Annotated in this window: 24 protein-coding genes; all 24 read right to left on the bottom strand. The window is 45.6% G+C overall.

Translation table 11 applies throughout. The features are described 5' to 3' along the window. Window positions 1–3: 3 nt before the first annotated feature. Window positions 4–426 (bottom strand): hypothetical protein, encoded by a 423-nt coding sequence (locus tag ACVBDY_RS12460; RefSeq protein WP_123217813.1) that lies wholly within the window; start codon window positions 424–426, stop codon window positions 4–6. Window positions 427–436: 10 nt separating this feature from the next. Beyond that, a complete protein-coding gene (locus tag ACVBDY_RS12455) occupies window positions 437–991 on the bottom strand; it encodes an SMI1/KNR4 family protein (RefSeq protein WP_447175808.1) in 555 nt (184 codons plus the stop codon). Between the two features lie 24 nt (window positions 992–1,015). Then, window positions 1,016–1,501, bottom strand: a complete 486-nt coding sequence (locus ACVBDY_RS12450) for a hypothetical protein (protein WP_447175807.1) — start codon at window positions 1,499–1,501, stop codon at window positions 1,016–1,018. A 57-nt stretch (window positions 1,502–1,558) separates the two neighbouring features. After that, on the bottom strand, window positions 1,559–2,128 hold the full coding sequence (locus tag ACVBDY_RS12445) for a hypothetical protein (protein WP_447175806.1): 570 nt from the start codon (window positions 2,126–2,128) through the stop codon (window positions 1,559–1,561). Between the two features lie 86 nt (window positions 2,129–2,214). Beyond that, entirely contained in the window at window positions 2,215–2,574 is a 360-nt protein-coding gene (locus ACVBDY_RS12440; RefSeq protein WP_447175805.1) for a hypothetical protein, read from the bottom strand. Window positions 2,575–2,692: 118 nt separating this feature from the next. Beyond that, on the bottom strand, window positions 2,693–3,235 hold the full coding sequence (locus ACVBDY_RS12435; protein WP_123217809.1) for a CbrC family protein: 543 nt from the start codon (window positions 3,233–3,235) through the stop codon (window positions 2,693–2,695). Between the two features lie 220 nt (window positions 3,236–3,455). Further along, window positions 3,456–3,806 (bottom strand): hypothetical protein, encoded by a 351-nt coding sequence (locus ACVBDY_RS12430; RefSeq protein ID WP_447175804.1) that lies wholly within the window; start codon window positions 3,804–3,806, stop codon window positions 3,456–3,458. A 132-nt stretch (window positions 3,807–3,938) separates the two neighbouring features. Further along, on the bottom strand, window positions 3,939–4,064 hold the full coding sequence (locus ACVBDY_RS12425) for a hypothetical protein (RefSeq protein WP_447175803.1): 126 nt from the start codon (window positions 4,062–4,064) through the stop codon (window positions 3,939–3,941). Next, window positions 4,061–5,806, bottom strand: coding sequence for a hypothetical protein (locus ACVBDY_RS12420; protein ID WP_447175802.1), 1,746 nt, complete (start codon window positions 5,804–5,806; stop codon window positions 4,061–4,063). Before ACVBDY_RS12420 ends, ACVBDY_RS12425 begins: the two co-directional genes overlap by 4 nt. Next, window positions 5,799–6,185 carry a hypothetical protein gene (locus ACVBDY_RS12415; RefSeq protein WP_447175801.1) on the bottom strand — a complete coding sequence of 129 codons (387 nt, stop codon included), beginning with the start codon at window positions 6,183–6,185 and terminating at the stop codon, window positions 5,799–5,801. The genes ACVBDY_RS12420 and ACVBDY_RS12415 overlap by 8 nt, the downstream gene beginning before the upstream one ends. A 23-nt stretch (window positions 6,186–6,208) precedes the next feature. After that, complete coding sequence (locus ACVBDY_RS12410; protein WP_123217807.1) at window positions 6,209–7,081, bottom strand: hypothetical protein; 873 nt, start codon at window positions 7,079–7,081, stop codon at window positions 6,209–6,211. 21 nt (window positions 7,082–7,102) lie between these two features. Further along, window positions 7,103–7,636, bottom strand: coding sequence for a hypothetical protein (locus ACVBDY_RS12405; RefSeq protein WP_123217806.1), 534 nt, complete (start codon window positions 7,634–7,636; stop codon window positions 7,103–7,105). Window positions 7,637–7,805: 169 nt separating this feature from the next. Then, window positions 7,806–8,306: an SMI1/KNR4 family protein gene (locus tag ACVBDY_RS12400; protein ID WP_148044335.1), complete on the bottom strand. Its 501-nt coding sequence runs from the start codon at window positions 8,304–8,306 to the stop codon at window positions 7,806–7,808. 96 nt (window positions 8,307–8,402) lie between these two features. Next, the gene (locus tag ACVBDY_RS12395) at window positions 8,403–9,506 is read right to left on the bottom strand and encodes a DUF1266 domain-containing protein (protein ID WP_447175800.1); all 1,104 of its coding nucleotides are present in this window, start codon (window positions 9,504–9,506) and stop codon (window positions 8,403–8,405) included. 276 nt (window positions 9,507–9,782) lie between these two features. Beyond that, the gene (locus ACVBDY_RS12390; RefSeq protein WP_170164567.1) at window positions 9,783–11,459 is read right to left on the bottom strand and encodes a glycoside hydrolase; all 1,677 of its coding nucleotides are present in this window, start codon (window positions 11,457–11,459) and stop codon (window positions 9,783–9,785) included. Window positions 11,460–12,397: 938 nt separating this feature from the next. Then, window positions 12,398–12,814, bottom strand: a complete 417-nt coding sequence (locus ACVBDY_RS12385) for an NUDIX hydrolase (RefSeq protein WP_123217802.1) — start codon at window positions 12,812–12,814, stop codon at window positions 12,398–12,400. A 57-nt stretch (window positions 12,815–12,871) separates the two neighbouring features. Continuing rightward, on the bottom strand, window positions 12,872–13,324 hold the full coding sequence (locus ACVBDY_RS12380) for a hypothetical protein (RefSeq protein ID WP_123217801.1): 453 nt from the start codon (window positions 13,322–13,324) through the stop codon (window positions 12,872–12,874). Window positions 13,325–13,344: 20 nt separating this feature from the next. After that, the gene (locus tag ACVBDY_RS12375; RefSeq protein WP_123217800.1) at window positions 13,345–14,808 is read right to left on the bottom strand and encodes an aminotransferase class V-fold PLP-dependent enzyme; all 1,464 of its coding nucleotides are present in this window, start codon (window positions 14,806–14,808) and stop codon (window positions 13,345–13,347) included. 71 nt (window positions 14,809–14,879) lie between these two features. Continuing rightward, window positions 14,880–17,666: a M16 family metallopeptidase gene (locus ACVBDY_RS12370; protein ID WP_447175799.1), complete on the bottom strand. Its 2,787-nt coding sequence runs from the start codon at window positions 17,664–17,666 to the stop codon at window positions 14,880–14,882. Between the two features lie 4 nt (window positions 17,667–17,670). Next, entirely contained in the window at window positions 17,671–19,617 is a 1,947-nt protein-coding gene (locus tag ACVBDY_RS12365; protein ID WP_123217798.1) for a protein-disulfide reductase DsbD family protein, read from the bottom strand. Between the two features lie 208 nt (window positions 19,618–19,825). Further along, on the bottom strand, window positions 19,826–21,199 hold the full coding sequence (locus ACVBDY_RS12360) for a TlpA family protein disulfide reductase (protein ID WP_123217797.1): 1,374 nt from the start codon (window positions 21,197–21,199) through the stop codon (window positions 19,826–19,828). Window positions 21,200–21,246: 47 nt separating this feature from the next. Beyond that, window positions 21,247–21,903, bottom strand: coding sequence for an MORN repeat-containing protein (locus ACVBDY_RS12355; protein ID WP_123217796.1), 657 nt, complete (start codon window positions 21,901–21,903; stop codon window positions 21,247–21,249). Between the two features lie 72 nt (window positions 21,904–21,975). Next, the gene (locus ACVBDY_RS12350; protein ID WP_447175798.1) at window positions 21,976–23,370 is read right to left on the bottom strand and encodes a RagB/SusD family nutrient uptake outer membrane protein; all 1,395 of its coding nucleotides are present in this window, start codon (window positions 23,368–23,370) and stop codon (window positions 21,976–21,978) included. A 133-nt stretch (window positions 23,371–23,503) separates the two neighbouring features. After that, the gene (locus ACVBDY_RS12345; RefSeq protein WP_447175797.1) at window positions 23,504–24,652 is read right to left on the bottom strand and encodes a transposase; all 1,149 of its coding nucleotides are present in this window, start codon (window positions 24,650–24,652) and stop codon (window positions 23,504–23,506) included. Window positions 24,653–24,840 lie beyond the last annotated feature (188 nt).

Raw genomic sequence — 24,840 nt, 5'->3', positions numbered from 1 at the left:
CTCTCACATCAATTTAAGGTAATCCGTAGTTCCATACCAATATACCGGAATACTTATTAAAAGAGCTATAGCTATGGCCAGGAGCAAGGCATAACGGCTTCCCGCTACTTTAAGGAAAATAAACAACCGTATCAACGAATGCACGATAAACAGTGCTAACGGAACCAGCTCTCCCCCGGGCTCATATTTAAGCAACATCATAAACAGCCAAAAAACGGACAACAGAAAAAGGTATTCTGCGGCTATAACTATACCTATCAACACCCGGTTTTTAACAAAAAGTAAAGGGATATAAAGCAGGAAGCCGAAAAATATCCAGGCAAGACTCCGGTCCGCGGCATTAGTAGCGACCATAAGGATGATAGTTAGTGCGGAAACCGCTATAACGGTATAGAAATATGGGGTGAGTTCGTCTTTATTTTTCATATCACTGTGTTTATTCCACCATAAATATTTTGGGATAACCGTCTATTGTTTCCGGGGAAATGTACTCGTCAAACTTTCCGTTGGGAACAGATTGATAATAGTTGTTTAACTGTGAAAGAAAAACTGTCAGTGACGGGGCAATAACATTCCGGTTGTTATCGGCGTGCCAAAACTCAATGAGTTGTCCTTTTCGCCCTGTAAAGACCCCTCCTGTGTCATAACAAATATAATCTCCACCGCCGTTATGGAAAACGGGGATCCATTGTTCATTCCACCAGTTCTCCACATCAAAATCAAACCCGATCATCGAAGTCAGTTCCGCAGCTATATCCAATACCTCTCCTAAAGGAATAAACATCGAATTATTGACAAAAGCCTTGTAGCAGTCATTCTTTTGCCCGTTTTTCCATTGGTACAATGCTTTTAAGTCACCCGAAAGCTTTACCTGGTATTTTTCTTCTAAATGGCAGATTTCGTTAATTGTCAATGGTGGTTGCAGGCACCGGAAATAGTCTGCCCGGTTTTCTTTCAACCTGTGTTCCAGGTTTGCCAATGTGGTTTCCATATCCTTTCTGTTGGTTTGTTATGATTAATACACCTTAAGTTTACCATCGGGCCATCGTCCTTCCCAGCCACAAGGCAAGTGGCCCGATTGATAGACCTGAATAAGGTTTTCATAAAAAAATGGTGGCCGTAGCCCTCTCCGGTATATACGCTCCATAATGAAATGTACGGTGTCCCAGCTGACGCATTGGATGATCAGTTTACTATCAAAACCATGTACATCCGGAAGCTCCGGCAGGATATGGGTTTCCACAAATTCCCGGGCTTCCTGTGCATAAGTATTCCAATGATGAAAATCACGATGGTTGTTTACAGACAGGCGCGCGGTGATTTCATTGGCAGCTTGTAAGGTTACATCTTCCCATTCCGGGCTTTCCAGGTGTCTTGATGCCACGCTCACCGTGGAAAGGGTCACCACGTCCCGGTCTGACGAGCCGGCGCCGGTCCGGCTCAGCCAGTTGATATCCAGCAGGGTGTTTTTAATCGTATCCGGAATGGTTATTTTTTGCATAATTCTATCTTTATAGGTATACTTACATATCCCCGGTTCTTGCCATAACATCGAAATCTATCGTACCCCATCCTTCTTCCAGCTTTCACAGGCTTTGACAAATTCATTGGTCAGCCGCGCAGGGTTTGCCCGTTTTACCCAACCGATGGTTTTATCCAAATATTCCAGCCTGTGCAGCAGTACCGGGATGCTTTTCCCGAATTTCCTTTCAATTACTTTTTCACGGAACAGGCGTTGGATTAAGAGAATTATTACATCGATAAACTCCCGGTTAAAACCATTTCCATACTCCAATAGCTTATCGAACAGTGCTTCATCTTCTTCGGCTTCATCTTCTTCGGCTTCCTCATCTTCCAGATCCGAGTAAAAATAAGGTGTTTCCCTAAACCACGATTTCAACAGCTCATCATTTTCACCACCTATTTCTGCTATATCGTTTTGTAACCAAAAAGCATAATTCCATTTGGCTTCCATTTCGCTTGAGGCATCCGCAACTCTGTTCCGGTAATTTGACATTGTGTTATAGCTCAGGATTATTTTCGGGTGCCTGGGGTTGTCATCCTCGTTAGCATACCAAAATGATATTGCATAGATATCCGCCACCTCCATATTTGCAATCGCATCCAATGCCTCCTTTACGCTGTTTATGCCCGTTTCTATAAACTTTTTTTTGCTTCCATCATCAGATTTATATGATGTGTTTGCCTATGGATTTATGCGTTAAAAGCCCTTCCCACAAGTGAGACCACAAAGGGCAGAACTATCAGCACAACCATGAGAATTAATCCTATAAAATGCCAGACCGGGGTTTTGGCATTTTCCTTTAGCCTTTTGTACTCGGTTTTCAATTGTGGAGAAAATTCCCGTTTTCTCCACGCATATTGACAATGCCTGCTCTCCGCAACCCCTGTTTTTCCAACAGGAAATAAAGGGATCCAAAAGAAGTGAAAATACCTGCCGAAAACATTTACAAAAGTACTCCCTTCTGTTTTACAATGTCGGCATTGCAGTCCGCGATGTGATGAAGAAAGCGTTTGTAAGTGTGTGCTCCTGATTCCGTAAAAAAATATCATTTTTCTGTTTTAATAGGATTAAACTTTTATATCGATGTATACTATACCGTTTCCAATAAATTTATCCATTTTAAAGGTGTGATAAATGTGACCGGGGCATCAGAACGCTTCACCTCTTTCAATCGCTATCAACATGCAGCCGGTGCTGTCCGCAGTTTACACATTGAAATAAATAACCAACCAAACTACCGTCTTTTGATAAGTGTTTCTTAATCAATTCAGCTCCATAACCGCTTTTTTCTATATCCTCATTCAGTTCATCCATGAGCGGTGCTATTGTTTTCGTATCGGCATAGCCGATAAACGCACAAGGCTCATTGCAATGGGTCGGCCAGACTTCCTGTTGCCAGGAGGTATAGCTTGGTGTTTTGCCGGTGATTTCGAGCAATAGCTCCTCGGGTATTGCCGGTGCTGCATCGTTCGGGTTGGGCGATACGCCCTCTATACCACAATAATCATTAAATTCCCCGCTGTACTTTTCGGCGGCTTTCCCGTTTGCGATGCACCAGGGACAGATATATTCCGGTTCTTCTCTGCTGTAAAAGGAGCTGTTGTATTTAAGGTTTCTTTTTTCATTGCATACATCACAAACTCCCTCCTCTTTGTCAAAAAGGTCAAGGTCAAAAGCGTTCGGGCTGTACTTGAATTTCGGTAATTCCATATTTCCTGTTTATTTCATGTGTATATTTTTATTGTTTCTCAACAGTCACTACCTGTCCCGAAACATTGAGGGATGGAACACCCATATTCATGCTTGTTTGTGGTAAAAGAAACTTTATCATGGGTGTTTCATTATATATCTTTTAGGGTACCCCTTTATTACCCTACTCGGAGCTTAATATATCCCGGCGGGATGTTTATCCTATTCTTTACCCCCCGGTTCAAGGCTTCCCCCAAACTTTTTTGTAGGTGATCTTCTTTACCTTCCACTGCCCATCGGCAAACACCAGTTCGGCAAGGTGAAAAAGCATCAGGGGAGCGCGTGGCATCTGTTGGCGTTCCAACCACAAGGATTGCCGCTCCGTCTTAAGCCGCCATTGTCCTATAAAGGCGGTGCTGTCCGTTATGATGGGGTGGGAGTACCTTTGAAGTTCCTCAATGAGATACCCATATGCTTCCGGAGATTGCTGTTGTTTCAAGGCTTCGATTAAGCGGAGTTTGAGCTGCTTCAGGCTGCCAATGGTCATTTGGTATGTACTGTCCTTATAGGCAATCAAAAGGGTATCCTTCATAGGGTTATCTGATATTGGTTCATGTTTTTGTTCTTTGTTTTGCGCCGGTATAAAAGCGCATAAACAGATACTGAAAAAGAAAAAGAAAAATATGCCCCGTGGTTTTTGATACATGCTGTTACCTTTCATAATTTATGCTAAAAGCATATGATTCCCGCTGCCTAAAGCATAAATAGTCAAACCCATACAAAGAATGGTAAAATAGCTCCCGCGCATGAAATATCCTCCTTCCTTTTTCTCAAAATCAATCTTTTTCATCTGTCATTTTTTGTAGATAAATACACATCGTTTCTTTTAAAAACCCGGCTTTCCAACCACTCAAAACAACGGATGGCCTCGCGGTAATCTTTAATGTTGTCCGGGGGCACGCTATGGATATTGCTGTCATACCCGTTATCTTTTTGGGTGTACAGGACCACGCCCACTTGCCCGTTTGCCATTTTTTTCACATCAAAATGATAGAACTCAAATTCCCCTTCTCCGGTTTCTTCGTCGTAACTCAACTGCCTGACCGTACTGATACGCGGGCACTTGTTTTCCTTATTACCGGGTTGCCGGAACTGATAGCCCTGGTTTCCCAGCCAAAAGTCGTCGGCCTCGTCATTGTAATAATCGCTGTATTGGTCCCTGACTAACGGAAGGGCGAGAATGGTCTCCATCTTTTCTACCGACACCGTTTGCCGGAATTGATTGTGCCAGTATTCCATTTCACTCCATTCCTTTAACAGGTCTTCCCAAAGGGGCTGGGTCATCTCCCCGAATTTTCTATGTGCCGGCAATGCGGGGTCATAACCTTCCCATTCGGTCTCTTTGTCTTTTATTAATGTACGGCAATATATTGCTATTTCATGTCGGTCTGTAAGCCCCTTCAGCCGTTCCATTAGGTTTGGTTTGTACATTTCATAATGGATGACCAGCGCTTTGTCTTCTTTCTGGAAATAAACCACTTCCGAGCAAGGTTCTTCCTTGACAACCAGCACCCGTTTAAAAATCCCGTCACGCCAGTATTCCAGCCGTTGATTGCGGTTTTCCGCTCCTTGGGGATGAATATGATCGAGAAACAAGGGCGACTCCCGGAGGCGTTGCAGGTTGGTGTTGTTGAATTGGTGGCTTTCAAATACAAAGGGGACTTCTTTCCCAGGCGGCGGGTATCCCTTCGGGCTTTCCAGCAGAACAGGTAAACCGGATGCCAGTCGACTGATGATCTTTTCGGCAAGAAGCCAGTCTTTCCAACTGTACAGTTCATCCTCAGGGTCTTCTTCCAGGCATTCGGGCCTGAAGAGCGCCTCCAGTTGCTCCCGGTCAAATTCATCTTCCCTTTCGTCCCACAACCAATGTGCTACCCGGACCCGATCCCCGGTCTCAAACCGCTTGTGGTCAAAATTATAATCGGTACTGATAAAGACCGGTACGGCGATCTCACCGGCCACGACCAGGTCACCGTGGTTATAATCGCCCCAGAACAGGCCTTTTACATTTAAATCGCCTGTTACATAAATTTCTTGTCCGCCCGCTACGATATTATCCGCTTGCAGGTTACCGAGAACAACCAGCCCCGTGGCGCCATCGGTTTCCCGGTTGTAAATGTTGCGGGTGTTGAGGTTGCCGTTTACCGCAATGAGATAGACAAAGGGCGGCTCTCCTTCCGGCAGATCACCGGGCTTATTAAAAGAAAGGGTTTCCCATATATTGTCAAGGTCAAGGTCTTCCATCTCCCAATCCCCCTTTTCCGGCCGGTCAAACCCAAGGGTCAGCACCCATTCGTCATAAGTCCGCTCCGGCGGATGCTGTTCCAGCGCGTTCCGGATGGCATCCTTGTCGGCTTCATCCATTCCGGGCGTCTGGATGATTTCCTCGACGTTTTCGGCAAAGCGCCTTCGATAGTCTTTAAAGTCGGAACTTTGCCGGTAATCATGGTTTTGGGCAGCAGCTGTATCATCAGGCAAAAGGTGCCTGATCTCCGATAAGCGTTTGAGTTGGAAGGGAGGTGTTTTATTCATCTGTTTTGCTGTATTTTTTTAACCGGATTTTTAACGTATCTCTACCTATCTTCGGTTTCCATTTCAGATCTACCGGGCCGTAACCTTCTTTCTCAAAACGTACTTTCATTCGCGGCCAAAGCGGGTTGTCTATCTTATAGCTTGAAAACCTACCCAAACTATCGGTTTGCGGCGGCCGGATAACCCCGTAAGGGCCTATGGTATCCCGCAACGCTTTTTTTCTGTCATATCGCCTGTACGCTACCCCGGGAACAGGTTGCCCTGTTTCGGCATCTACCACATAGCCTTGCAGGCGTTGCATACTGTCACAGGAAAAGAACCCGAACGCCAAAGCAAGTAATAACCACAACAGGCCAGCCCGGCCTGTCCTCGATAGCATCGTTTTTATTGTATCTGTAATTGTTACCAATCTACCGCGGGTTTCTCTTTTTCCTGCAGATCCTTCACTTGCTCGTCGGACAACTTCACAGAAGATACGGTCTTGAAAACCCCATCTACCAGCTTTAAAGTAGTGGCATTTATTTGGGGTTCCTTTGCATATGAATAATCTGGATACACGTACTCGTTGAAGGTAATCTCGTTGGTTTCGGAGTTAAATTTCAAATCAATATAATCTCCTCTACGAACTTCGATGACCAGGTAATCGTAGGAATATTTTTCTGTGCCAAATGATCTTGATCCTTCTTCAAAACAACTGCCGCAGCGAGTCAGGCTATCGCCTTCGATCTTAAAAATCTGTACCACCTGATGTTTAAACCCGGAACCGTGTGTACCCGACCCGAGGGCCAGGTAGTGGGGTTTACCGTCAATGGTCAGGGTATGGATTTCATAGGTATAGGAGTCTGAATAGCCTCCTCCCTCCATTTCATCGACGGAGAACGGAGAAAGTTCTTGAACGGCCACCCGGCCCGTTTCGGTTTTAAACTGCCCGAATACGGCAATATGGTGCCAATTTCCAGTATCCTGCTCGTCCCAGGAAAATATCCTGAATTTCCCGTCATCAGTGGTAACGTTAAACAGCTTCTCTGACAGACTGTCGAACGGGTATTTTAATGTGCCGGGCTTTGTCAATTCGGTCTTGAGCCGGTTTTTGAAAAGGGGAGCCAGGCTGTCAAACCTTATCTCAGGGCTAGCCTCCATCATCGTTACATAATTACGGGTCAGGGATTGGTCCAGCTTTGTCAGTTTTGCTTTTGGAGCGCACGAAGTCAGGCAGGTTGCCAATACAATGAGGGTCAGTATAGGTGTTTTTAAGTTCATTATTATGGTAATCATAGATTTATAAAATTCACGACTCTAAAAATAAATATTGACTCCAACAGCGCGAAGTGTTATCAGGATTAAAACTAACAAAATGAGTAATACGGGCATTGCTCCCAGCACACAAATGGGGATGGCAACGATTTTTTGAATCGGGGCCCGGTGAGCTTTTTGACGAAAAAGAAAAAAGAGCCATATCGTTGTCGGAATAACCAGGAAAAGAAGTGCAAGCACATCCCTGTGGCGGCCGTATGGATAAAACAGGCCAAAATAGATCATAACCGCCAGTGTAACAAATGGTATGGGAACCAGACTGTAAAAACACAGGCGTTTGTTTATTAAACGAAAGATAACAATTCCTCCCAAATAGAAACACACGCGGGATAAGAATTTCAATACACCCGCATCCGTATCCCCGTTCTTCATTAAGTTGAAAGGGGTGGTTTCAAAGACATTCCCGATCTTTTCCTTTAAAAGAACAAGAAGTATGATTACTGACAAGATCAGCATTGCACAACTTGTAATGATACTTATTCGCTCACTTACATATTTCTTCTGAAATGTATTCATTGATTTCCATTGTCAGTTGGACCCTGCGGGCAGGGATGCACGAATTGGTCCGGCTTTTTCAGTTTTGTTTTTTGTCCGCACGAAGTCAGGCAGGTTGCCAATACAATGAGGGTCAGTATGGGTGTTTTTAAGTTCATTTATGTCTTGATAACTGACTCGTTATTTTCTTTTATACATAAAGCTCGTCTTCAATATTAGTTGTCTTACCCAGGACTTCCGTTAATGTTTTTCCGATAAAAACAGCACTTTCGTAATCCAGGTTACCAGCACTTGCCGCCACAAGATGAATATGCCTTGTATCCCGGAAATCGTAAGCGTAAAACACTCCTCCACCGTTAAAGGCAATCGGGAGGAAACAGGGAGCCCATTTCGGGAAGCCGTAAGCAAAATAGAAATACCTGATGCCCCGGAGGGAGAAATAATCAAACTCCCGGTCTCCATTGATAATCGTCCCGCCATTGGAATACCATAGTAACTTATGGAACTCTTTGGGTAAATAAAGTGAAGCCGGGATATTCACTTTCTCATCCGCCTGAAATCCGGAATACAGTTCTTCCATCTGCCAGACTTTGATTTCTTCTGCAATTAAAGGTTTTGTGAAATAGTCTGCTCCGGGCGTTTCGGTAAGTCCCGGTTGTTTATCGTAAAATCTAAGTCTGTCGTACCACATTATTTTTTCAAATTTTACAGGCATTGGTATACGCTCCCGTCAAATGAGCGGGGTTTGCCCGTCTTTTCCGATCGTCTGAACTATTTTCGGTTTGTATCATTCCTCTTTTGAGCGAAACCCTTTTATAACCGTTCCTTCCCGGTATTTCTTCTCTTGTGCTATTTGCCCGGCGAATCCGTTGCGGACATCATCAGGGAGGGCCCCTACGGATGTTTTTTTCCAGGCTACCGATTTGATGGGCCACCGACAATTGGCTTCATAGTTGTCCCATCGCTCCTTTCGCAGCCTGGTTTGGGCATACTGCCCGCTCCAGTAGGCATGGCCGAGGCGGTAATTATCGAAAAAGTCTTCAAGGCTATCAAAAATAGCGTGTGCCAGGGTCGATGCTTTCAGCATGTTGTCCCAAGCCTTGTCCTCACTGATAAGCCCGGCCATAAAGGCCTGTCGTGACATCGGGAATACCCGCCACAGGTCGAAGCCCCAGATAAGTTTCGGGGGCATTCCATTAACACTTGTACCGCAGGCAGACACGTAATTTCCCGGAAGCTCCGTCAACTCCGCCAGCCTTTTTACCAGGAGGTTGCCTTCTCCCTCTTCACTTTCCGCCGGAAAAGCCAAATGAAAGGCAAACTGCCCGCTGTGCACGCCATCCATGAGGCTTGCCACCCATTTGTCATAAGCCCTTTCGGACAGGAGGATGCCCCAATCTTCGTCCAATTGCTGTAAAAAGGGCGTTGCGGCTTCCAGGGGAAGGCTTTTGAACACGGGAGGTTTTGAAAAACGTACCTCCACCGGCCAGTGTTCCAGGCTCTCGGGCCAAAAACCATATTCAAACATCATCGGGGCGTCCAGCTGCAGAGCAGCACGTTTCTCTTCGGGCAACCAGCTAATCCCGGCCTGCCGATAATATTTGCCTTGTTCCCTTGCCTGCCTGAGCAACAGGAAGCGGGATACGCGCATAAAGGTAAACCCGAACACAACCAGGACAGTGCCGGCAGCGAGGAATGCCCGAAAATCGCCCCAAATGGTATGGGCCGTAAAATACACCAGCGCGGCGGGCACCCCAACAAAAAATACCACCAATGCAATGGCCGTGTCCCGAGGGGAATAGTTATTGCCGGGAAGGGCGTTCTCCCAGCGCGGTTTAGGCGGAAAATCCCACTCGCCTGGGTTGTTTTGGATAAAACGTTTATTTTTCATGTTCGGTTCATTTTACTAACCTTTTGGAGACTGTCCGAGCTTTATCCCTTCGATAAACTCAGGACATCGCCTTTGGGTCTTTTATGCTGCACGCACAGCCAGGTCTCTTCACCAAAATATGATCACACAAACAAAACAGTAAAATCCCGCCAATACCGGTCATAAGCCCATATTCAGGTGATTCCCAAATATAAGTATTGCATTGGCCGGATAAAATCATTATTTTCAGGGATATTACCGGCCTGGGATATCTATGGGATATCCCGAAAATCCCCCTTAATTCCGCTCTCCTACTAAAGTTATAACACTTTTTGCAGGGATCAGAACGGTCCATTTCCCGGATTCTTCTTTAGTTACAACAACTTCTTCCTTCCAGTGTACTGTACTGTTATCTGTAGTCTGGTATCCTTTGAGCTCATCCGTATCAAACCCCGGGTTTAAAGTAGTACGGTAGGCATCACTTCCCCGGTTGACTATAACTACGGTCATTTTTCCCGTATCGGGGTCCCTGTAAGCCGAAGGCAACAGGTCCTCGGGATGCTTATTCACCTTAGCCCCGAACCTTATATAACCGGGTTCGATATCTCTGGAAAAATGCCCCATGACATCGTATGTTTTAGGGAATTTCAGGGAACCGTTGATATCCCATATCAATGCCTCATTATTATCATTATCTAACATCCCAAGCCAATACACATAGGCATTTATACTATTCCCTTCCAGCGTAAGGAATTTATGCATCTGGGTTGCCAGTTTCAGTCCTGCAGACATCGATGCATCGCCCCCTTTACCAGTTGCCTGCTGCGAATCGTCACTGGCTTCGGTGAGCCATACCTTTTTATCACCCGTTGAGAAACTCCACGGTATGGGATCTGTATTTAAATCCCCATGAGTTTCCCTGCTCAGTGCTTCATTTAATGCATTATACCAACTCTCGAAATCTTCGGTATTCTCGGTTGCTTCTTCTACACGTACTAAACGCTCTCCTATATGCATCATTATCTCCTTATAACCATGCCCTGCATAAATATCTATATTGCTTCGGTCCATATTATTCAAAAATAAATCATTGGTTGCCCAACCGGCATTCTCAGGCCCTATGATCTTTACGTCCTGCAAACCTTCTTTATCTAAAGCAGGCCTGAGGTCATCAGAAATAAACCTGCCTAAATCGCCGGGCATCCAGAATGCATTTACCCATTCGCTAACCACATTATCCGGTTCGTTACTGGGTGAAATGGCGTCAAATTCTATACCCATTTCCTTGTATGCATTTACAAAACCTGCTAAATAACGGGCAAAATCAGGTCTTTTCTCAGGGTTTACTCCGTTGGCAATAAGCTTCTCTCCTTTTATATAGGGTTCAAGTATCTTTATTGATCTTTGAGCATCTTCCAAATTTGAAAATCCCGGAATTTCCGGTAATTTTACTTTCGAATGCCCCTGCGTGGAATCCAGTCTCATATACAATGGAGGGGACCATGCACTGGCAAGTTTAATGGGAACCTGGTATTTCTCCTCGACATTTTTTAATATCCAGCCCTGGGCAATTTGTTGTTTCCGGATCTCACCGAGGGAATGGTAGATACCACCAGGGCCCGCGTTTATTTCAGCATTGCCGGGTACGGTCACCTCTCCGCTATTTTCATCAAACGGATATTCATAAAGTATTTCAGCCCTGATCATATTTAACTGTAATCCACTTGGGCCCCATAAATATTCAATAATACTATCGCGGTTTTCAGATTCATAAAGCGGTTTTGCCCTTCCGGCAAAAGTTCCGAACCCGTCAATCTCCTGGTAGGTTTTGTCCCAATCGAGGGTAATTTCGGTCGAAGGATCGTCTATTTCCGTTATTATTTCATCTTCCCCGGTCCGGGGTGCACAGCCAATAACCATGAAGGAGATAGACAGGATCCCGACGGCATGGCCGAAAATTCTTTTTGACTTCATTGTATAAAATATTTGGTTCATAAAAATTGATTGATTTTCACGATTATTTCAGAGACTGTCTAAGTTTTATCCCTTCGGCAAGCTCAGGACATCGCCTTTGGTTCCTTTATTCTGCCGGCACACCAGCTGGCCCCTTCACTAAAAACAGCTACTAGCTGTTTTAGCTCACGAAACTTCTCATTTATATCAAGGTGTTCGTGAATCTTCGATTTCTTAACGTTCGGTCCTGCCATGCTTCAGCTATTTTTCGGTCCGTAGCTATGGCTATACACCTCTTGCCCTCGCGGCATCCTGGCTCCTTCGCTAAAAAAGTCTACCAGATTTTTTTTATACGCTCGGCCCTGCCTGACAAAAAAATACGCTATAATCCCGATAATTATCGGGACCAAAAACAAAATTTAGACAGTCTCTCAATATTGTCAGACACTGACCAGGCCGTTTATAAAGAATTGCATCGGGTTTAAAGCACAGGGCTTTTTTGCCCTGTGTTTATTTCAAAAGAAACCTGTACCATGAGAACTATAATTCAAAAGCGTTCCTTTTGAACAAACCAGCTCCGGGTAAACCCCTGCATACCGGTATTTCCCCTGTATTTATTTCTTTTACGATACTTTCCTGTGTATTTTCCCTGTTCGTATTGAAATTCATAATATATCCCCGCAACGGATCATGAGCAGGGACAACCTCATACACCCCTAATATCTCATTATTGTACCCGGTTTGCTTTTAAGAAAGTATCCTTTACACTAAAAATCCCTCCTCTATACTTTATATATTATAAAAGTTCAAAAAAAGGTGACAAGAATTAATACTATTTGTCGAAGCGGTTCAAATTTTTATCAATGAACTCGTTTTTAAATAACAAAATAGGGGTAAATTCACCTATTGCCATGAAAGTCTTAAAGAAGTAATATTTGGCTGACTATCCAACTGCCGCTTTATATCAGTATATTATCTTTTGCTAATTTTTCAAATACTTTCAGAACACCAATGACCTGAACCGGTTCTGAAGTATACATTTCGAGATTAAAGAATTTAACTGCTCCGATTTCGTTGCCTGGTTTGACTTCACCGGTTAACTCGTAAAAAAAGCAGTCCTGCTCCATGATGACACTGGTATTTTCACCATATGCAGGTGCAGATATATGGCAGTAGTAGCTTAATTTTTCGGGAATTATTTCGATATTCAGTTCTTCACGTATCTCCCTTATCAGCGATTGTAATGAAGTTTCACCTTTGTCTACTTTTCCACCCGGCAGATACCATGCGTTTTTATTATTGCTGTACGCTAATAATAATTTATGATCCCTAACTACAATTAAACCTGTTGTTGGCAGTGCTATATCATTACCCATTATCTTCTTTTTTTTTGATCCATTTTCCGGTGAGCACTTCAGAAAGTTCTTCCGATTCTATATTTCTTCATGTAATATTACCTTTCCATCATGCGTTTTATTGACGATAATGACCAGGCTGGGGCGTACGGAGAACGACATGTTTTCGCCGGTTCGGACGCTGTAGGTAAAGACCACCTCGCCCGATGCTGTTCGCTGCAGGCTCACCGGCTTGATTGATGTGTCTTTATCCGTTTCCGGGAGGGCCACGGCAATGACGAATTGCCTGGTGAAGTCAATGGCAGTGGGCATACCGTTTTTACCCATCGTTGCCGCTGCACCGAATACCGCTTCAAATTGTCCGGCCGTTTCGATTTTCGGATCGGGTAATTCTTCCACGTCGTTTTTTACAAAATAATTTTCCGCTACCTCGAAGGGAATGTCGGTCGATTTCGCCGTGCGCTGGCAGGCTGCCACAGCCAGGCCTGCTATGCCCAGTACACAAATCATGTACATAAAGGATTTCATCATTTTTTGTTTTTTTTAATTGTTTATAAAGCGGCAAATACCCGGCCCGGGCTTACCTCCGGAGAGGTTGTACTAAAAGGTTCGAACTCGTTGTTTACAGGGTTATAGCTGTAATCCTTTTGCCATGTTTCCTTATGCCGGATAATCTCACGAAGGGCACCCGTGATATATACTACTTCCTCCGGGGACATTGTCGGGTGCAGGGAAACACGTACCCAACCCGGTTTGTTCACCAGGTTTGTCCGGTCTATTTCACGCATCATCCCCGCTGAGGTTACTTTATCAATACCACACAGGTAATGGGCATAGGTACTGGCACAGGACCAGCCTCCCCGGACCTGGATCCCGAAACGGTCATTGAGTAATCGCACTACCAGGTTGTAATGAATATCTTCAATATTCAGGGACACACATCCGATACGTTTGGCATTACTATCTCCTATGTATTTGATTTGAGGTACATTTTTCAGTTCCCCGTAAAACCGTTGAAGCAGCTTTTCCTCCTGTAATGCCATCAGGTCCGGATTCATCTTTTCTTTGAGTTTTATGGCCAGTGCCGCCCTTATAACCTGTAAAATTCCAGGGGTTCCCCCGTCCTCCCGTGTTTCTATATCTTCGAAATACGAATATCCTCCCCAGGGATCGGTCCATTTTACATTACCTCCCCCGGGACAATCGGGAACTTCATTTCCGTAGAGCTTTTTATTGAAAATCAATATGCCGCAAGCTCCGGGTCCGCCCAAAAACTTATGGGGAGAGAAGAAAACAGCATCCGGTCGTCCGGCTTCGTCTTCCGGTTGCATATCGATCGGCACATAAGGGGCCGAGGCGGCAAAATCCAGAAAACACAGCCCACCATGGGCATGCATGGTTTTAACCAATTTCGTGTAATCCACGATCTCCCCGGTTACATTGGAGCAAGCCGTAAATGAACCGATTTTCAGTTTACGGTCCTTATATTTCTCCAATAATTCTTCCAGATAGCCAAAATCCGGCTTCAGATGCCTGTCCGGGTGGATCATCTCCACATCCGCATGGGTCTCCAGCCAGGGTACGTGATTGGAATGGTGTTCCATATGCGTGATAAACACCACAGGTTTTCCCCCCGGGTCCCGGTACTGGTACTTCCGAAGTCTCATGATCCGTTGCAGACAGGCCAGTGCGCCGGTCATCCCCGATCCTGTGGTGACCAGGACATCGTCTTCGCCTGCATTGACATGCTTTTTTATGATGCTGCGGGCTTCAAGGTACAGGTTTGTAGTAATTTTACCGGTCTCACTGGAAAAGGAATGCGTATTGGCAAAGAAAGGGGCTACTTCCTCTACGATCCTTTTTTCTATGGGCATGTATAACCTCCCGCTGGCCACCCAGTCGGCATATAACATTTTTTGCACGCCGTAGGGTGAGCGGAATGCCTGGTGCTCACCGATAATATGTGTTTTAAAACTACTGAAATGTTCGTCCAGGGCAGCTAATCTCTTATTCATTTTTTCCTTTGTTAAGCTTGTTAGCAATGAACTCGTTTAAGACTCTGTCTAAGTTATATATGGTTTATTACTCAAGATTTGGGAACCAGTACACCTTCCACAACATCGGCATTTCCCGATATGGTACGGGCCATTTCCCTGATGTCATCCATGCTTATCCTGTTTACGGTTTCTATATATTCTTCAAGGGTATGGATTTTTCTTCCGTAAAAAACATGGGAGGTCAGCACATTTATCCAATAGCCGTTATTGTCAACGGCTTCTTTCATACCTTTTATCATCGATTCCTTCACTTCCCGTAATTTTTTGGCATCTACGGTCTCCCCCAGTTTATCCACTTCGGCATGGACTACCTCCACCAGTCTGTCTACCATATCGGGGTTGCAATCGAAACTTACAGACAGGGTGTATTGCGGCCGGGGGATATCCCCCAAGGATGCCCATGCCCCTACGCCATAGCTACCGCCTTCTTCTTCGCGGATGATATCGTGATAACTCTTTTGCAACAACTGGCCTGCCATACTTACTTTCATGCTGTTTTCAAAAGTATAAGGCAGGCTGCCTTTATATATGATCTTTACCGTGGCCTGGGGGGTCTCCATGTCTTCGGTTACCCGGACCACGGTTTTTCCTTTGGCGGGCCGGTATTTGTGATCGATATAGGTTTCTTTCCTGTTTTCCGCCTTTATGTTGCCTATATATTTTTGGGCCAGTCCCAGTAGTTGCTGTTCGTCAATATCTCCAACGAATACAAAGGTAAAATCGTCAATACCACGGAAACGGTCGGCATATACTTTCTTTATTTTTTCCAGATCTACCCGGTCCAGGTATTCACGGTTAAACAACTGTGTCCTTTTATGATGCGTTGTCAAGGCCATGGACATGGAATCCTCTAAAATGCTTTTTTTGTTTTTTTGCTTCTGCTCCAGGTTTTTGGCTATGCGTTCCAGGGTGAGGTCATAGGCTTCCTCTTCAAACCTCGGAGCTTCAAAGCTGAGGTATATTTTCTGGAACAGCACTTCTATATCTGATTTCGTACTGTTCCCTGACAAAGATTCCGACAGCTCATCTATGGAGAGTCCCAGGGATGTACTTGTACCAGCCAACTTTTTATTTAATGCTATCGCATCAAAACTTCCCAATCCGGATTGGGCGGCTACACCGGTAGCCTCCCCTGCAGAAGGCAGAAGGTCTTTGTCCAACAGGGAATTCCCTCCGGGACTGTATGCTACCATATATATCTCATCCTTGTCATAAGGGGTAGGGAAAATAACCACTTTGGCCCCGTTGGCCAGTTCGTACTGACGCGCATCCAGCCCGGTAATCCCGGTAGTCTTTACTACAGGCTGTTCCTTCAGGCCGGCAGCGATCAGGGGGGTGTCGTCCGTACTGTCGGTATAGGGTTCCGGGTCCAGGGCGGTTACCTTTTTAAAACGTTGTACAAATTCGTCTTTGCCCGGGTGGGGCTTTTCGGAGGAGCCTTTTACGGCCATCAGGATATCCTCTTCTTTGTATACGGTGCCCATATAGTCCAGGATATCCGCATTGGTAATGGTTTCCAGGCGGTCCGCCACATAGTTTACATGCCAGGTTATGTCCGGAAGAGGATTGCCGGTAAAGTAATGCTGGTATAGCCGCTGGGCGTAGGTGTCACTGCTGATCTTATCCTTGTTTTTCAGATAGGAAAGGTTGCTGTTTTTGATGGACAGTTTTGCCCGTTGCAATTCACTTTCCGTAACCCCGTGCCTTACAAACCGGAGGAGTTCGGTAAGGGCAAATTCGAAACTCTCCAATTCCATATCGGTCTTGGGCTGTATGTGAAGCCCCATAATATCCAATGGCCGTACAAAGTTCGAATATGAATAGCCGACAGACAAGGCGGGGCATTCCTTTTTAACGGTCTGTTCCTTGTACCGGTTATTCAAGATATACGAAACCACATTTTTTATCAACTGATCATCCAGGTATTCATATCCCCTCAGATCTTTGACCTTGTTCCTGATTATAAACTCAATACTGGTAGTCCCCACTTCCTTGTCCAGCGACTTGATAAAATGAATATCCCCGTCCAGTGCGATATCAAAGTCCTTTCGTTCGGGCAGGTCTTTTTTCAAGGGAATGGGTGAAAACACCTCTTTTATTTTCGCCTCCATAACATCCACATCGATATCCCCTACCACGATAACCGCCTGCTGGTCGGGACGGTACCACCATTTGTAGTAATCCCGGAGTTCGTCGTATTTAAAATTGTTGACCACGGACATGAGTCCTATGGGCATACGATCGGCATAAACGGAGCCTTTCATTACGCCTTCGGTGTACACCTTTTCCGCAACCCGGAAACCGGGGGTGTTCCCTGTTCTCCACTCTTCATTGATTACCCCCCTTTCGACATCGATCTCTTCCTCGGTAAGGGAGAGGTAACCCGACCAGTCGTGCAGGACCAGCAGGGTGGAATCGAGCAGTTTTTCATTGGTTACGGGGACTTTGCTGATGTTGTATACCGTTTCGTCAAAGGAGGTAAAGGCATTGATTTCAGACCCGAATGTAATCCCGTTTTTTTCCAGGTATTCCATCATGCTTTTTTCCGGGAAATGGACCAGCCCGTTAAAGGCCATGTGTTCGAGAAAGTGTGCCAGCCCCCTTTGTGATTCCTTTTCGAGAACAGACCCCACATTCTGGGCAAAATAAAAGGATGCCCTTTCCTTCGGCTCCTCATTGTGCTTGATGTAATATTTCATGCCATTGGGCAATACCCCCTGCCGGACAGCCGGGTCAAAAGGGACTTTATCCCTGGACTGGGCATTTAAACCGGCTACTACCAACAGTAGCAACCCTGTTATTTTACGTATTCTCATAGACTTATTTTATCTCTGTTATTCCGGCTTTAAGCCAGTTGTAATAGGTTTCCGTATCGGTGTATTTCTGTGAAGGGCCCATCAGTTCCATATCCGGGGTCATGATCACATAATAAGGCTGTGAAGCCGTATGAAAATTGATCGCCTGGAAGGTCGCCCACTTCTCCCCTATGGTCCGGATTTGCTTTACACGGCCCGACTTCAATTGATAATTGAACTGTTTGTCTTCGGGAAGTTCTTTCCTATCGTCAATATACAGGGAGATCAGAACATATTCTTCATTGATCAGGTCGTACACCTTGGGTACACTCCATACATTCTCTTCCATCTTCCGGCAGTTGACACACGCCCATCCCGTAAAATCCAACAATATCGGTTTGTTATTCGCTTTGGCATAGGCCAGGCCTTCGTCAAAGTCCTTAAAACAGTTAATTTCCAAAGGACAATCGCTCACCTGGGGTTTGATACTGTAGAACATCGGTGGCGGAAAACCGCTGAGCAGCCTGAGGTTCGCTCCCCAAACCCCAGGAACCAGGTAAATCACAAAGGCCGTGACCAGCACTCCGGTAGCGATACGTACAAATCCCGGTTTCTTCAAAGGGCCATCATGCGGAAACCTGATCTTGCCGAACAGGTAAACGGCCATCAAAGCAAAGATCACGATCCAGATGCCGATAAATATCTCCCGTTTCAGGAGGCCCCAGTGTTCGACCAAATCGGCATTGGACAAAAACTTAAAGGCCAGGGCCAGTTCCAGGAAGCCCAGCACCACTTTGACCGTGGTCATCCAGCCGCCTGATTTCGGCAAAGAGTTCAGCCAGTTCGGGAACAGGGCAAACAGGGCAAAGGGCAGCGCCAGGGCAAACCCAAAGCCGGTGATACCCGCTGTGAGCTGGGTGGCCCCTCCTTCTGCCGTCAGTGAACCGACCAGTAAAGAGCCCAGTATAGGACCGGTACATGAAAAAGATACGATAGCCAGGGTCAGGGCCATAAAGAAAATGCCGATGATCCCCCCCGCACCAGAGGCCGAATCCATCTTATTCCCCCAGGAGCTGGGCAGGGTCAGTTCGTAATACCCGAAAAAGGAAAAGGAAAAGAACACAAAAATCACAAAGAAGGCGATATTGAGCCACACATTAGTCGAGATCGTGTTCAGTATCTCCGGGTCTATGCTGTCCAGGAAATGGAACGGCAGGCTCAACAGCATATAGATCAATACGATAAACACGCCGTAGAGGATGGCATTGGAAATCCCTTTCTTGCGGTTGCCCGACTGTTTGGTAAAGAAGGAAACCGTTAACGGGATCATAGGGAACACGCAAGGGGTCAGCAAAGCTAACAGCCCTCCCAGAAAGCCCAGCACAAAAATGCCCATAAGGCCGCTTCCGCCGCTTTGGCCCTGTGTACCCGTGTTTAACGCTTCCGGGTTTTTAAGGTCCAGTTTTAAGCTTTTGGACAAAAGGGCACTCTTTTCATCCACTTCCAGTTGTTTCACTTCTGCCTTACCCCCATCCAGCGAAAAGGCCAGGTCGGCATTGTCAAAAATACAACTTTGGTCGTCACAGGCCTGGTATTCTACCAGTCCCCGTATCGCCTTGAGACCGGGCTTCAGCAGTTTGATCTTTTGTTTGAAAACGGCTTCCCCGTCAAAATAGGAAAGCTCCATGTCGAAGATATTGTCGTATTCCGTATACGATTCACTTTCTTCCAGGTCCCCGACCAGTTCGTAATCCTCCCCTGCCCCTTCAAAGGTAAAGGAGGTCGGGATGGGGCCGTCTCCGGGGATATCTGTAGTATACAGGTGCCAGTGTTCTATGATGGAGGCTGTCATGACCAGCTGGTATTCGGTGTCAGACAGCTTTTCTACCGAGGTATTCCACGTCACCTGCCCGGCCTGTGGGAAAACCGCGTTCAATAACAATCCGGCCACTAAAGAAAAAAGATACTTCATCAGTTCATGTTTTTTATAAGCGCTTTTTTAGAGCATCTTTAAAAAGGATTTCATTGACTAAAAAATGTCCTGCCTGCCTGCCGGCGAGGCAGGTTTGCGCCGGCGCACTACCCGGCCCCTTCACTAAAAACAACCCCGGCTGTTTTGGCTCACAAAGCTTCTTATTTATATAAAGGTGTTCGTTATCATAGGTTTCTTAAGGTCCGTCCTATAAAATCCTGTCAAACAATTTTTTCAGATCGGGGGAAGAAGGACGGGGGGCATTGGACGATACTATAGTTCCCTCAGGATCGATCAGTATAAAATGAGGTATTCCTGCTATCAGATATGCTGTGACAAATTCCGACTCAAAGGCATTATCGGCCAGTAATTGTATACCTTTGAGCTCTTTTTCTTCTATCATGGCCCTCCATTTGTCATGGTCTTTTTCCTGGTCTATGGAAATGCTTACAAATTCGATGTTCTTATCCCGGTACTCTTCCTCCGCTTTCTTTAAAAACGGTATTTCCGCCCTACACGGCCCGCACCAGGTAGCCCATACATCGATATAGACATATTTTCCCTTAAGGTCGTCCAGCGAGGTGGTCCCCCCCGCATAATTTTCGTAGTCCGTAAACCCGGGCGACGGATTCCCTTTGGCCAGGGCCCTTAAGCCGTTGTACATTTTTTCGATCTCAGCATTGTTGTCCTTATCCGTAGAGGCCGCTTTAAAAGCCGTATAATATTCTTCGCGTTCGTTCTCATCCACGTAAGTAATAGAACTACGTACCGCACCAAACAACATCTTGTTCCTGATGGCTTCATTGGAAATAGTTTCCAGAGCCTTTAAATAGGCAAATGCCACAGGCAATGAATCCTGTTTCACCAGTTTATGAGCTTCTTCAGCGTAATGGCGGTTCAACACTTCCTTGTAAGCCTGGGAAAAATTATAATCCTCTTCACGGTTATAATCTATGTCATCCAGTTCGTCCAAAAATCCGTCCGACACTTTAAAATCCTCGTTTTGGGTAACATAACCATGCCAATTCTCATATTCCTGCAACGTTTGTAAATACTCATAATCCAGGTTCCTCTTTTCCTTTTTCATAAAATCCTCGCTTATGCCCCCTTTCATCGAGTCGAGCGCCCCGGTCAACGTTTTTCTTATCCGGTCATTAGCTTCTTTAAACTCCATCTCCTGCTGCTGAAAAAACAGCTTGGGGTCTTTCCCCATTAAATCGGCCTGGGTTTTTCTTTTTAATATCAGATACTCGCTTGGGGCTGAACCTTTACCCGAAATGGCCAGTGTGTTCTGAAAATCGGCGGCATCCCCGTTTATGGCAATATCGCTTCCTTTGCCCAGGTACAACTGCAGGCCTCCCAGTGTAAAATGCCCTCCGAGTTTTTCCCGGATGGTATCGGAAAAACTGCCGTCTTCACGGAGTTCCAACCTTTTTGAAAATTTCATGTCCGCAGAGTAAAGCGTCAATTCTTTTTCCACATTTTTTATTTTACCCGATACCACGGCGTAATCCACAGGGGTTTTCGTACAGGAAACCGCAAAAAGCACCAGGCCCGACAGGGTGTAAATCGTTTTTTTCATCTGTTTTGTTTTTTTATAATCTGTTAATTTTTAATGATGAACCCTAATTACAGTGATATATTGACTTCCCAGTTGCCTTCGCTGTAAATGTCAAAAACCGCCTGGTGGGTAAAGGTGCCCAGCTGAATTTCCACCTCTACAAATTCCAGGGGGAACCGGGGCGAAGTAAACACTATTCCATTCCGGTTCTCCGTTACGGAATTATTCCGGTCCTTTACTGCAATTCCACTGGAAACCATATTACCATTGGCATATACATTGATCCTCACCTGGTTGATATCGCCCGCATTCTTCCGGAAAGAAATGTTACGGACGTCCCGTTGGGTGATAACCTTATAGGCTTCCTTATGGGTACCTATATACTCTCCCTTTTTAAAAAAGCCCCTTTTAACCGTATTTTCTCCTGATCCCGACTTTTGAACCAGTTCTCCCTCACCATGCATATCGCCCTTTGTAAACTCTCCCGTATATACAGAACCATCCCCCCAGGTATAAATGCCGTAACCATGCAACTGCCCTTTCCTGAACCCGCCTTCATACCTATCGGTTTCTCCCCAGGCCTGTCCTTTACCATGGGCCAGGCCCTTTTTACAATCACCTTCGTATTTCTGGTTTAAGCGGGAATCCTTTACCACGCACTCTTGCGCTGATAACCAGTTAGCTGTAAAAAACAGTACGAATATTCCTAATACTTTTTTTTTCATATTGATATTTGTTTATTCACTTATTGTTCACTATTGTGCCTTGCCGTTGTTTTTAACAGGGCAACGGAATGCTCAGGGGTAATCTCTCGGATTTTGTTGTATATCCGGGTTAAAGATCAATACGGCATCCGGGATCGGAAATACCCAATTGTTGTCTTCGGGCCTCAATATATAGGTTTCCCCTTTCATGGTATGGGTAACGGTAGTGGCGAATTCCGGTTCCAGGTTAAGGCGCTTAAGGTCGAACAGGCGTATACCGGTAAAGAGCATTTCCCTCCTTCGTTCATCGAGTACAAAGGCCAGTGTTTCCCGGTCTGAAGCAAAGTCGGAACCGGTTAAGTCTTCATATACCTCCCCGGGCAATCTCTTGGAACGGAGCAGGTTTATATCGTTGAGCGCTTTGGCCCCGGCCCCCAACCTCGCGTGGCATTCGGCCCGAACCAGGTACATTTCCGGAACAGAGGTATTAATACTTGCCGTAAAAGAGCCTCCATTCGAATAACGTCCTTCTACGCATTCCCCCGTGATATAACAAGGTGTTCTTAGTAATCTGGCAAGCCGGTAATCCCCGGGGTCGTAAAGTTCCTGCAACTCATCTGACAGCCATACGGTAAAAGGAAATCCGGCCCCCATATAACTGCCCATGTATTGTTCGGTCCTGATGGGTGCATTGTTCTCTTCACCTTCCGCTTCCGCTTCCAAAGCAGCATAATCTGTCAATTGCCCATTCCGGGCAATAGCCCTGTCCGCGTTTAAAAGCGCTTTCTCATAATCACCTGCAAACAGGTAGTACCTGGCCAGCAAGGCATAGGCTGCCGTTTTATCCGGGCGGGCAAAATTAACCGCTTTGTCAGGCAGGTCGGCAACGGACTCTTCCACCTCTTTTATTATAAAATCGTAGACCTCCTGTACGGAAGAGCGCAAAGGTGTGTCTCCCGAGGCATCGGGTACGGTAACCAGGGGGACCCCCGGGTCTGAAGCCGCCGATACCGGGTTGTACTGCCTGGCAAACAGATTGACCAGCAGCCAGTATTCAAACGACCTGCCCACACGGGCTTCGGCCTTTATGCGTTGCCTGTCTGCCGCTACGCCGTTCCCCGTTACCGGGGCATCATCTATCCCGTCGATGATCACATTATAAGTATATATAAAATTATAAGGTGTCTGCCAGGCTCCGGGAACGCTTCCTTCCCGGTATAAATCGCCTGCCCATCTATAGAACTTAAATTGCGGATTATCGGGGGTTACATTTTCATCATCTTCAAGTTCGTACGGAAAGAAATCATCGGAACTGAAATACAGTTCATCTCCAAACGACCTGTGATCGTTCAGATCATTCAGCAATAAATCATATTCACCTACCTCCCGGGGAATAATCTGCCCCTTAGGTTCTACATCCAGGTAATCATCACATGCCCCCGTTGCCAGTAACCCGGCGAATATGAATAGTCTATATCGTGTTTTCATATTTGTTTGAATTTTGAGGTCCGAAGCCGGAAGTCTGAAGTTAATTTTACTCCTGACTTCGGACTTCCGACTTTTTCATTATTCCTCAATGTGTAAACTAACAATGTCTTTGTTTCAATAGTTCGTTAAAAAATTAAGCGGCGATGGTGCCGTATAGTAAAAGTTCGTTGATATATTTCTGATTTTTGTTCAAGTGTGGGTTGATCCCAAAGGTTGAAAAAAATCGGTTCATGAGTAAAGCGTTGTGGTTCATGGTCTTGATGTCTGTCATAGAGAACGCTCCGCGTTGTTCTTTGGGAATGTTTAACCAGTGAGCTGCCTTGGCGAGATTGGTAGCGGTCAGTGCCATATTGAAGTGGAAGTCGAGTTTGTTCTCACTACGGGCCTGACAGTTTTCCAGTGTGGTATGTTGTTTGGCATCCCGATAGATGAACTCGATCTGGAAACGTAGGCGGTAATACTTCACTATGGTTGTTGCATTGAATGTTGTGTTGGTAGAAAAATACAGCTTATATTTTTTCCCACAAGGTACCCGTACCACCCTGATATTGCGTTCCAAGGCTACCGAATAGAGTACGGCAGTCATGGCCAGAGTCCCGTCTTCCAGTTCCACGGTTTGGAAATGGTCATCACGGATGTCTTTATGTATGACTTTACCATCATATTTTTTGGGCCTGCCCCTGCCGCTTTTTTTGGGGCCAAGGTAGAGGTCTCTGAGATTGGCATCGTCCCGCAGCCTACCCACAAAATGGAATCCTGCCCCACAAACAGTATCGATAAAGGTCTTCTTGGTGAACCAGGCATCGGCTACCACCACACGGGAGAGTCCGGATAAGCTATTGCTGGAGGTAGCGAAACAGTCCGCATAAAGTTCGGCCAGTGATTTATCACAAGACGCATCGGTTAGCGTCTGGCGGGCATCCAAGTGAAAACCGGTATGGTTGTCCACATCAATGGCGGCCATGCCCAGGAGTTCCAGTCCGCGTTTGACCCCTCCGGCCTGTCCTGACCAGAAATAGCCGAGCCCCGGGGTTTTCTTGCCTGATTTGGCAATGTAACTGGGATCGATGGCAATCACGTAATGTCCGCTGCCGTGCTGTTGGACCAGTTCTTTATTGAACCCAAGGAAATCGAAAGGCTTTTCGAATTGGATACGAAAACGCTGTTCACTATATTTGCTGTATCTTTCCAATTGTCGGAAGTTGATACGGCCCTTGATGGACAAGAACAGGGTGAAAGTCTCCACCATGAAACGCTGCCTGGAGGCGTTGATATTTTGCATATTAAACAATATGTTGACTATCTATGTTTTGTATAGGTTATAACCCTTGGTGACCATATCTTATAAACGTCTTGGAAAATACTATTAAAATACTGAAAACCAATTGTTTATTAAAATTTTCTCATCCCTTTTTATACACTTATTTCATTATAAATCAGAAACTTTTATCAAAGTGTAACACAGTATTG

The organism is Sinomicrobium halophytocola (assembly GCF_052983395.1).
Note: the sequence above shows the minus strand (reverse complement) of the source record. Positions and strands in the feature narration are given on the sequence as shown.